Origin of the sequence: Yeosuana aromativorans (assembly GCF_014646655.1) — a bacterium.
In the GTDB taxonomy this organism is placed as follows: Bacteria; Bacteroidota; Bacteroidia; order Flavobacteriales; family Flavobacteriaceae; genus Yeosuana; species Yeosuana aromativorans.
Window position 1 is genome coordinate 223,800 of record NZ_BMNR01000006.1, and the last position, 8,871, is coordinate 232,670.

The 8,871-nt window shown below is 34.3% G+C and carries 9 protein-coding genes; 7 read left to right on the forward strand and 2 right to left on the reverse strand.

Annotated features, from left to right (window positions below; translation table 11 throughout):
• Positions 1-40: 40 nt before the first annotated feature.
• The 6 genes from IEW94_RS13965 to nagB all read left to right on the forward strand — a co-directional run bounded on the left by IEW94_RS13965 (position 41) and on the right by nagB (position 5,107).
• On the forward strand, positions 41-547 hold the full coding sequence (locus IEW94_RS13965) for a DUF2975 domain-containing protein (protein ID WP_188654140.1): 507 nt from the start codon (positions 41-43) through the stop codon (positions 545-547).
• 3 nt (positions 548-550) lie between these two features.
• Positions 551-757 (forward strand): helix-turn-helix domain-containing protein, encoded by a 207-nt coding sequence (locus tag IEW94_RS13970; RefSeq protein WP_188654142.1) that lies wholly within the window; start codon positions 551-553, stop codon positions 755-757.
• Positions 758-811: 54 nt separating this feature from the next.
• Positions 812-1,225 (forward strand): DUF3157 family protein, encoded by a 414-nt coding sequence (locus IEW94_RS13975; protein WP_188654144.1) that lies wholly within the window; start codon positions 812-814, stop codon positions 1,223-1,225.
• A 53-nt stretch (positions 1,226-1,278) separates the two neighbouring features.
• The gene (locus IEW94_RS13980; RefSeq protein WP_188654146.1) at positions 1,279-2,538 is read left to right on the forward strand and encodes a Y-family DNA polymerase; all 1,260 of its coding nucleotides are present in this window, start codon (positions 1,279-1,281) and stop codon (positions 2,536-2,538) included.
• Positions 2,532-2,972: a LexA family protein gene (locus tag IEW94_RS13985; RefSeq protein WP_188654148.1), complete on the forward strand. Its 441-nt coding sequence runs from the start codon at positions 2,532-2,534 to the stop codon at positions 2,970-2,972. Before IEW94_RS13980 ends, IEW94_RS13985 begins: the two co-directional genes overlap by 7 nt.
• 197 nt (positions 2,973-3,169) lie before the next feature.
• Positions 3,170-5,107 (forward strand): glucosamine-6-phosphate deaminase, encoded by a 1,938-nt coding sequence (gene nagB / locus IEW94_RS13990; protein WP_188654149.1) that lies wholly within the window; start codon positions 3,170-3,172, stop codon positions 5,105-5,107.
• Positions 5,108-5,221: 114 nt separating this feature from the next.
• Here nagB and IEW94_RS13995 read toward each other — a convergent pair whose 3' ends face one another.
• A complete protein-coding gene (locus tag IEW94_RS13995) occupies positions 5,222-5,935 on the reverse strand; it encodes a LytR/AlgR family response regulator transcription factor (protein WP_188654151.1) in 714 nt (237 codons plus the stop codon).
• Positions 5,936-6,002: 67 nt separating this feature from the next.
• On the reverse strand, positions 6,003-7,064 hold the full coding sequence (locus IEW94_RS14000; RefSeq protein WP_188654153.1) for a sensor histidine kinase: 1,062 nt from the start codon (positions 7,062-7,064) through the stop codon (positions 6,003-6,005).
• Positions 7,065-7,189: 125 nt separating this feature from the next.
• On the opposite strand from IEW94_RS14000, the gene IEW94_RS14005 reads away from it, so the two are divergent.
• The coding region (locus IEW94_RS14005; protein WP_188654155.1) for a GH92 family glycosyl hydrolase at positions 7,190-8,871 on the forward strand (1,682 nt) is incomplete at its 3' end.

Sequence of the window (8,871 nt, forward strand, 5' to 3'; positions counted from 1 at the left end):
GATAAATTTTATATATTTGTTATCGTTAAACAATAATTTTATGAAAACAATAACTGTTTTAAAAACCCTCATCAACATCTATTATTACCTTATGATTGTTGCTTTGGTAGCAGGTTTTATAACGATTCCATTGCTGTTATTTACAAATCAACCCTATACAATGAGTCTTTTTGGTAACCAAATAGACATTGGTGAATTGAGTATTGGTAAAAGTATTACCGTCATTACATTATTGGGTCTTGTACTTTATTTTTATTTCAGAGCCATTCAGGTAATGAGAAACACTGTTAAAGAGCTAGTGGATGGGCATTATTTTTCTGAAAGTGTAATTACAAATTTCAAAAAAATGGGAACCCTCTTTCTTATTTGTGGTATTGGGTTTTTTGTGGTTAATATCATTTTAAAATTGTTGTTGGAAAATCGTCTATCGTTTGGTCTGGATTTCTCATTGTTCTTATTTGTAATAACAGGCTTGTTCTTTTTGTTTTTAAGTGAAGTATTTAAAGTGGCCAAAGATGCAACAGAAGAAAACAATTTAACCATTTAAACCATGTCAATAACTGTAAACCTTGATATGATGTTGGCCAAGAGAAACATGAAGAGTAAAGAATTAGCTGAAATAATTGATATTACAGAGGCGAACCTTTCTATTTTAAAATCTGGTAAGGCAAAAGCCATTCGGTTCTCCACTTTAGAGGCCATCTGCAAAGCATTGGATTGCCAACCAGCAGATATTTTAGAGTATGTTGAAGATTAACATCAACAGTTTCCATTAAAAAATGTATTTTTGAAAGACTATAAACTGTCTGCTATGAGAACTACTTTCCTTCTTTTTTTGTTTATTGTTTCAAGTATGGGCTTTGGCCAAAACAATATGATTCTAAAAACAGATAATGGCAGGCGCGTTTTATTAAAAGCTGATTATACATGGGAGTATATTGATACGGAAAAACCTCTTGCCAATAAAAGTTGTGACCTGCCAGAAGGATTTGTAGAACCCGAATTGAACCAAAAAATCCAGGCGCAATTAAAAAAGGGACGTGCCACAATAGACGACGTAAAACAAAAAGTCGCTAAAGATAATAACTGTGATGTATCAGAAGTAATACTAATGTCTTTTACAGAGCAAAAAGTAAAAGCGGTATACCATTTTTGTGCAAACGGCATTAAAGTAACCTATAAACGCACAGGATATTCCATTATAAAGGGGACTAAACTTTTTTAGATTGATACTGTTAAAAATTTAAATAGTTTTAAGGTTTCCTTATCTTTACTCTTATGTATGCCTTAGTAGATTGTAATAACTTTTACGCGTCTTGCGAACGGGTTTTTAATCCTGGTTTGCGGCATCAGCCTATTGCCATTTTAAGCAATAATGACGGCTGTGTGATCTCACGCAGTGATGAGGCCAAACACATTGGTTTACCCATGGGAGCACCTATTTTTAAATGGGACAATTTCTGTAAAGAACACAATATAAAAGTGTTTTCATCAAACTATCCATTGTATGGTGATATGAGCAATCGGGTCATGAAAATACTGGAACAGTTTACACCAGATGTTGAGGTATATAGCATTGACGAAGCATTTTTGCAGTTCAAGGGTTTTGATAATTATAATTTTGATGATTATGGCAATCAAATGCGCCAGCGTATTTTAAAATGGACAGGCATTCCAACCAGTATAGGCATTGCTCCTACAAAAGCTTTGAGTAAAGTGGCCAATAAGATTGCCAGAAAATTTCCAGAACAAACCAAAGATGTTTACGTAATTGATTCTGAAGAAAAACGAATAAAGGCTTTAAAGTGGATAAAAATTGAAGATGTTTGGGGTATTGGGTACCGGTTAAGCAAACGCTTAAAACATAAAAACTGCAATACAGCTTATGATTTTGTTCAACTTTCTGATGCATGGGTTTTGAAAAATTTTTCTATTACCGAGTGGAAGTTAAAAAAAGATCTTGAAGGCATTCCTACGCTAAAACTAGATGAAATTAAGAATAAGCGAGCTATTGCAACCACCAGAAGTTTTGAATACACCTTTTCAGATATTGAAAACATTAAAGAACGCATTTCAACCTTTGCCACTAGTTGTGCAGAGAAACTTAGAAAGCAACAATCCAGTTGCCACATGATTATTGTGATGTTGAGCAGTGATAGACACAAAAAGGATTTAGAGCAACATAAAGCAAGTACCATGGTGAGTTTACCATATCCTACTAATTCATCACTAATTATAAGCGATTGTGCTGTAAAAGCGGTAACTTCCGTTTTTAAATCTGGTATAAAATACAAACGGGCAGGCGTTATTGTAACCGGTATTGTACCAACAAACAATCATCAACTGGATTTGTTTGAGCATGAAAACCCAAAGCACCAGCCATTAATGCAGGCTATAGATGGTTTGAACAAAAAGTATAGGGATTATAAAATAAAATTGGGGAACCAAGATTTAAAACGCACCTGGAAAATGCGTCAAGAACGCTTATCACCAAGATATACCACAGATATTAACGATATTATAACTATAAAATGCTAACAACACACGCCCAAAACCTATCGTTTTTTACTCCAGAATTTTCTGAACATTCTGGAATACCTTATTTTGACACAGGAATATCTGCTGGCTTCCCATCACCAGCCGAAGATTTTAAGCAAGAACGTCTGTCATTGGACAACATCCTTGTAAAAAACAAACTGGCTACATTTTATGCGCGTGTTAGCGGACAATCCATGATTGGGGCTGGATTAGATGACAATGATCTATTGGTTATAGACAGAAGTTTAGAACCTGCAAATAATAAAATAGCGGTCTGTTTTTTAGATGGCGAGTTCACCGTAAAACGTCTAAAAGTAGTTGGAAGCGATGTTTGGTTACAGCCAGAAAACCCCAATTATAAGCCTATTAAAATCACCGAAGAGAACAATTTTGTTATTTGGGGCATTGTGACCAATGTGATTAAAAAGGTGTAATTTGCTTTTAAAAAATTAATAAATCACAACCATATTTTTCAGAACAGTTGTTTATATTATTCCTTTGATAAGTGACTGATAAAATAAACGATTCATCACTCCTTTGCCGATGCACATTTGTTATTAGTCGAATTTTTGATTGATAAATAATAGCTTATTGGTAGTTTTATTTTATGAACAAAAATAGCAACTACCAAATGATTACAGAAGATATTAGCTATAAAGAAAAAGAAGGGATAAGTTATAAAGAAGCAGGTAAATTTGAAGATACACGCTTTGAAAAAATCCATAACGTTATTTTTAACTCTTCTCTTGAGGCTTCCATATTGGTAGCGCAAGAAATAGCCAATTTAATTCAGCGAAAAGAAGAATTGAATGAACCTTGTGTGTTAGGCTTGGCAACAGGATCATCCCCTATAAAAGTGTATGAAGAGCTTGTTAGAATGCATAGAGAAGAGGGGTTGAGCTTTAAAAATGTAGTGACTTTTAATTTAGATGAGTATTATCCAATGGATAAAGATAATATTCAAAGTTATTTTTACTTTATGCATGATCATCTTTTTAATCATGTAGATATTCTCCCGGAAAACATCAACATTCCTGATGGAAAAGTAAGTCCAGAAGAACTTCGCCAATATTGCATAGATTATGAAATGAAAATAAAATCCTATGGCGGATTGGACTTTCAACTTTTAGGTATTGGTAGAACAGGCCACATTGGGTTTAATGAACCAGGATCTCATATTAACTCGGGCACACGAAGTATTACTTTAGACCACCTAACACGTGTAGATGCCGCTCCAGCTTTTTTAGGTATTGACAATGTTCCCAGAAAAGCCATTACTATGGGAATAGGAACTGTGAGAAGTGCTAAACGAATCGTGTTGCTTGCATGGGGTATTAATAAAGCTGACATTCTAAAAAAAACCATAGAAGGTGAAATTACCTCACAAGTACCAGCAACCTATTTACAGGAACACAACAATACAACCTTTGTTTTAGACAGCGATGCATCTTCGCAATTAACAAGAGTAAAAACGCCTTGGTTGGTTAAATCATGTGTGTGGACTGATGATTTAAAACTGAAAGCGGTTGTTTGGTTGAGTGAATTGACAGGAAAACCATTTCTTAAATTAACAGATAAGGACTACAATGACAATGGTATGGCGGGCCTATTAACAGAAGAGGGTACTGCGTACCATTTGAACATTAAAATGTTCAATAAATTACAGCACACCATAACGGGCTGGCCCGGTGGAAAACCAGGTGCAGATGACACCTATAGACCAGAACGCTCAACGCCTGCCAAAAAACGAGTTATTATTTTTAGTCCGCACCCAGATGATGATGTGATTTCAATGGGAGGTACTTTTGATAGGCTTATAGAGCAAGGTCATGAGGTGCATGTAGCCTATCAAACTTCAGGAAATATTGCAGTTTCCAATGAAGAAGCCTTAAAATTTGCAGAAGTTTCCATGGCGTTAAATTCTAAATCGACAGAATCAGAACGCATTATAGATTTTTTGAAAAACAAATCTGAAAATGATATAGATTCTCCAGAGGTCAGGAAATTGAAAGGTGTTATCAGAAGAAGCGAGTCTTTTGCAGCGACAAGATATTTGGGATTACCAGATAGCAATGTTCACTTTTTGGACCTTCCATTTTACGAAACAGGAACCGTTAAGAAAAGCAATCTTTCAGAAGCTGATATTGAAATTATGTGTAATATGATTGAAACTGTAAGGCCACATCAAATTTATGCAGCTGGTGATTTGGCCGATCCGCACGGTACCCACAAAGTTTGTCTTGACAGTTTGCTGGAAGCTTTAAAAAGATTGAAACATAAACCGTTTATAAAAGATTGTTGGGTCTGGTTGTACCGTGGTGCTTGGCACGAATGGGAGCCTTATCAAATTGAAATGGCCGTACCCATGAGCCCTGATCAAGTTCTTAAAAAGCGTCATGCTATTTTTTACCACCAATCCCAAAAAGATGGTGTTATGTTTCAAGGAGACGATTCCAGAGAGTTTTGGGTTCGTGCAGAGGACAGAAATAGGGAGACCGCAAAAAAATATAATGATTTAGGATTAGCCGATTATGCAGCCATTGAAGCTTTTAAACGGCACTACTTTTAAAATAAAATAATGATTTAGATTAATAGTATTTATAATTGTTTAGTTTAGTTTTTTAAGTTATTGATGGTTATCTCTTATAAAAAAGTGATAGCCATCAATTTTTTTTAGCCGGTTTTAAATGGAGGAATTTAAAATCTTTTGCTTTACGTCATCTATGTAAGATCTGCCAATGACATACCTAAGACCTTCTATTTCAACGCTATTTCCTTCAATGGCATCAATTTTATCAATGGCAACGGTATATGATCGGTGTATGCGTATAAAATCTCTGGAAGGCAACAAATCTGTAAAATCTGTTAAGGTGCTGTGTACAATATATCGGCCTGTAAGCGTGTTTATTTTTAGATAATCTTTTAAACTTTCAATTACCAAAATTTCATCCAAAAAGATTTTTTTCATTTTTTTCTTGTCAATCTTAACAAAGATAAAGAGGCGTTCTTTCGTCTTTTCTAAAGGGACTTTATTAATAATATTAAATCTTTTTTCAACCTTGTTGAGCGCTTTCATAAATCTAGGAAACTCAATGGGTTTTACTAGGTAATCCAAAACATCCAATTCATACGTTTCTATGGCAAATTCGTCATAGGCACTGGTGATTATCAATAGAGGCGGTTCTTCTAAACTTTTTATAAAATTAATGCCGTCAAGCACAGGCATATTGATGTCTAAAAAAATAACATCAACGGTATTGTTTTTTAAGAAGTTTAGACCATCAATGGCGTTGCTAAAAGAGCTTATAAGTTCAAAATTTTCAATTTGATCTAAATAATTCTTGATAACATTAATGGCTAAAGGCTCATCATCAATAATCAAACAAGTTTTGTTCATGTCTTTTTTGCTATTAGTATTTAAAGGGATTATGTGTGAGCATTGGTTTTCTCGCAATTACAGTTATTTAACCTACTTTGATTTTCAGCTTTACAATAAATTTATTGTTCTTGTTATGAATGACTAATTTATAATCATTTTTATCGTATCCTAAAGCAAGTCTTTTTTTTACATTTTCCAATCCAATCCCGCTAGCTTGCTTTAAATTATTTTTATGGCTGGTAATTAAAGGCATTGGATTTGTAATGGTAAAATAAAGGAATTTTTCTTTAATTTTAAAGTTAATGTCTATTTTCACCTTTCCTATATTTTTGTTGGCACCGTGTTTAAAGGCATTTTCAACAAATGTCAACAATAAAATAGGGGCAATCTCTTTATCTTGTATATCGCCCGAAATGTACATGTTTACTTCAAGTGAATCATCATACCTAACACGCTCTAAGTCCAAGTAGTTTTGAATACACATTATTTCATTTTGTAAACTTTGCCGTTTTGCTTTGGTATCATAAAGCATGTAGCGCATCAACTCAGACAGTTTTAAAATTATTTTAGGCGTCTTATTGGACTTGACAACAGACAATGAGTAGATATTGTTAAGTGTATTAAAGAAAAAATGGGGAGAGATTTGATTTTTCAAAAATTGTAATTCTGTTTCCAGTTGAGTTTTTTCAAGGTCAGCAACCCGTTTATGCTCTTTTAAAAAATCCAAGGTAATTTTAATGGCGGCAACAAAACCAACAACATAAAGTTCGCCAATCATCATATCTATGGCATAATTGAGTGACAATCTACTGATGTGCTCAGGTCCTTCTGGCCAAATCTTGTCAGGGCCAAATAACAGATAGGTTAAATTAAACTTTACCACGACCATAATGAATATGGTTGATAAAATAGAAATAACATATAAAACATATTTTTTTCTGTATACCAAAAAAGGCATAAAGACAAGTATATTTAAGTAACTGGATACCATGTGTATGGGAAACCCAAGCAAATTAGACTTGAAAGAATATAAATAATCATTAAAATAACTGCCCCACCTAAAGGTGTTAAACATAAAATATACAACCCAAAAAATGACATGATATTTCCATGATATTCGGTAGATTTTGTTATCATCATAGCTCATAGCTGAACAAACATTTTAATTTTGGTTTTTATGGTGTTTAGGGCTTTTAATGTGTTATCCGTCTAAATTACTTTTATAAACAATAAAATTAGTGAAAATTTAAAGTTAAATTATGATGTCTTTATATGAAAAACGTTACCCTTTTTATTTTATTAGTTGTTTTATTTTCTGGTTGCAAAGAAAGTACGACTGAAAATAAGCAACATAAAGCATCCATTGTAAAATTAGTCAACCCCTTTATAGGAACCGGTGGACATGGGCATACCTACCCTGGAGCCACGGTTCCTTTTGGAATGGTGCAGGTGAGTCCAGATAATGGTATTTCAAGTTGGGACTGGTGCTCTGGATATCATTATTCAGATTCCATAATTGCCGGATTTAGCCATTTACATTTAAGTGGAACTGGTATTGGCGATTTGGCCGATATACTATTTATGCCAACAAGCAAAGCAGTTGACTTAACTTTTAATACAACCTCACGAGATTCACTTCCATATAAATCATCATATAGCCATACTAATGAAAAATCAAGCCCTGGATATTATCAGGTGTTTCTTGAGGATCCAAAAGTGAATGTAGAATTGACAACTTCTTTAAGAACGGCCTATCACAAATATACCTTTACTGAAAAAAGCGAGCAATCAGTGGTTATAGATTTAGGATTTGCTATCAATTGGGATAAAGCCATAAAAACGACTATAACTATTGAAGATGACCACACCATAAGCGGTTACCGTTTTAGTACAGGTTGGGCAAAAAACCAGAAAGTATTTTTTGTTGCTACATTTTCCAAACCTATTTCAAAATATACGTTAGTGGAGAATCAAAATAGTATTGATGGGCAATCTGTGGAAGGAGAAAAAGCCAAAGCACAATTATTTTTTAATGCAGAAGGCAGTAACGAATTACTTGCAAAAGTGGCCGTGTCATCAGTTAGTGTTGCCAATGCCAAAGAGAATTTAGATGCCGGAGATTTCAATTTTGAACAAGTAAGAGAAGACGCTGAAATCACTTGGAATACAGCACTATCAAAAATAGCGGTTGAAACTCCTGTTGATTCTCTTAAAACCATTTTTTATACCGCCTTATATCATGCACAATTAGCACCAGTAACCTTTAGTGATAAAAACGGACAGTTTAGAAAAGGGAACGATAGTATTGTAACAGCTACAAATTATACAGCGTATTCTACTTTATCGCTTTGGGACACGTTTAGGGCAGAAAATCCTTTACTGACTTTGATAGCTCCTGATAAAACATCAGATATTATTAACTCCATGTTGGCCTATTACGGCACCAAAAACATTTTACCTGTTTGGACGCTTTATGCCAATGAAACCAATTGTATGACAGGATATCATTCCATTCCTGTTATTGTAGATGCTTATCAAAAGGGAATTAAAGGGTTTGATGCTGAAAAAGCCTATGAAGCCATGAAAGCAACCATGATGCAAGATGAACGTGGTTTAAACCTTTATAAAAAGTACGGATATGTTCCTTATAATTTATTGGACGAATCCGTTACCATTACGTTGGAATATGCGTTCGATGATTGGTGTGTGGCACAAATGGCCAAAGCTTTAGGGAAAGAGGATGATTACAAGTATTTTTTGAATCGTTCTAAAGCATATCAATATGTGTTTGATCCAGAAACAGGGTTCATGCGCGGCAAATCGGATGATGGTGTATCTTGGAACGAACCGTTTGACCCGAAACATTCCAATCACAGAGAACATACCGATTACACCGAAGGCAATGCATGGCAACACAGCTGGTTTGTACCTCAAGATGTTGAAAATCTAGTTCA